Origin of the sequence: Companilactobacillus halodurans (assembly GCF_009600985.1) — a bacterium.
GTDB classification, from domain to species: Bacteria; Bacillota; Bacilli; order Lactobacillales; family Lactobacillaceae; genus Companilactobacillus; species Companilactobacillus halodurans.
In genome coordinates this window covers 1-1468 of record NZ_VDFP01000125.1, presented here as the reverse complement: position 1 = coordinate 1468, position 1468 = coordinate 1, and the positions used below count along the sequence as shown (strand labels likewise).

The window sequence follows — 1468 nt, the reverse complement described above, 5'->3', positions numbered from 1 at the left end:
GTTAATAGTTCTTTATAAAGTGACGGATATGGAAATCCTAATTGGTTAGCATTGTTTAATTCGGTTTGAATGTCATAAGTGACACGGCGGAAATCAACATCGCTGATTTTGTCATCTTCCAAACTTAATAAAATATAACTGGCATCGCGGTCTTTCATTAGACTAGGACGACTATACCAAGGTTGACCAACTGAACCTGGATTTAAAATCATTTGGCCTTCGGTAGTATAACGCCACAATGGAGTATGAGTGTGACCATAAATGGCAACATCCATATCTGAGCCAATATCTAACTCGTCAAAATTAGCTTGTTCTTTATAAGCAAAAAGCTCATGACCACGGTTACTTGTAGGTAAATTATGAGTTAATGAAAATTTAATACCTTCGATAGTCTTTTGACCAGTCAAAGGTAGATCTTTAATTTGTTGAATTCTTCCGGAAGTAAAATGTTCCAAGTCATATTGAACTAAATTAGCAAAATATACTTGGCTAGGATTATCTAAATAAACACTTTGAGTTGAGATAACCGATAAAAAGGCAGTTTCCCAGTTGCCCATCAAGTATTGAGTTGTATTAACTTCACTTAATAATTGGAAACATTCTTCAGTAGATGAACCACCGATGGCAATATCTCCTATGGACCAAACTTCTTTAGCACCGTTTTTTTCAGCGTCATTTAAGACTGATTTTAAAGCGGTGATATTACCGTGAACGTCTGAAAGTACTGCAATTTTTTGTTTCATGATGATCACTCCAACCTTTTTTCCTTAGTGTACAACAAATTAAAATTAGTTAGTTTCTTTAGTTCTTTGATATCTAGCAATTAAAGGCAAGATGATACCGATAGCTATCATTATCAATGGTTCGATGATATTCAAACTCAAAACGTGAGTCCAAGCAGCAGTACCTGGCTTTTCGTCTGTAGGGAAGATACCTAAAGTGGCAGCTCCGAAAGTAATAGCGAAACACCAAATACCTACTAAGATAGCGAAGTACTTATTCTTAATATAGGTAAAGTCTGACTTGAATTTATCGTCATGTAATCTGACTAGAATAAAGGAACTGAATAAGAAACAGGTTGTATATGGTGAAACAATTCCATTTAAATTCAATAGTTGATTAAAGATTGAATTCATGTTTGGCAAAGTAGCACTCAAAACCATGATTAAAGTACAGATACCAGTAGTTAACCAATAGCCATTGATTGGTAAACCACGCTTATCAGTTTTAGTTAAACCCTTTGGTAAGTACTCTTTGGCTGTATCAGATAAGAACATTCTGGTACCAGCATCTAGTAAGACAGCTAATTGAGCCATCATATACAAGGCTTGAGTAAGAGCAAATAAGTATAGGAAGAATTGTCCCATTCCAAACTCTTGACCCATGTATTGGAAAGCATAATAAGAACCATTCATTTTCAAATCATTTGGCAAGTGGTGGGCATTGAAGAAGACACCCAATGCAAATG

2 protein-coding genes are annotated in these 1468 nt (G+C 35.2%); both read right to left on the bottom strand.

The genetic code is table 11. The annotated features are described in order from the left end of the window. The coding region (locus tag FHL06_RS12955; protein WP_153387004.1) for a metallophosphoesterase family protein at nucleotides 1-743 on the bottom strand (743 nt) is incomplete at its 3' end. A 45-nt stretch (nucleotides 744-788) separates the two neighbouring features. Next, on the bottom strand, nucleotides 789-1468 hold a 680-nt coding region (locus FHL06_RS12950; RefSeq protein WP_153387002.1), incomplete at its 5' end, for an amino acid permease.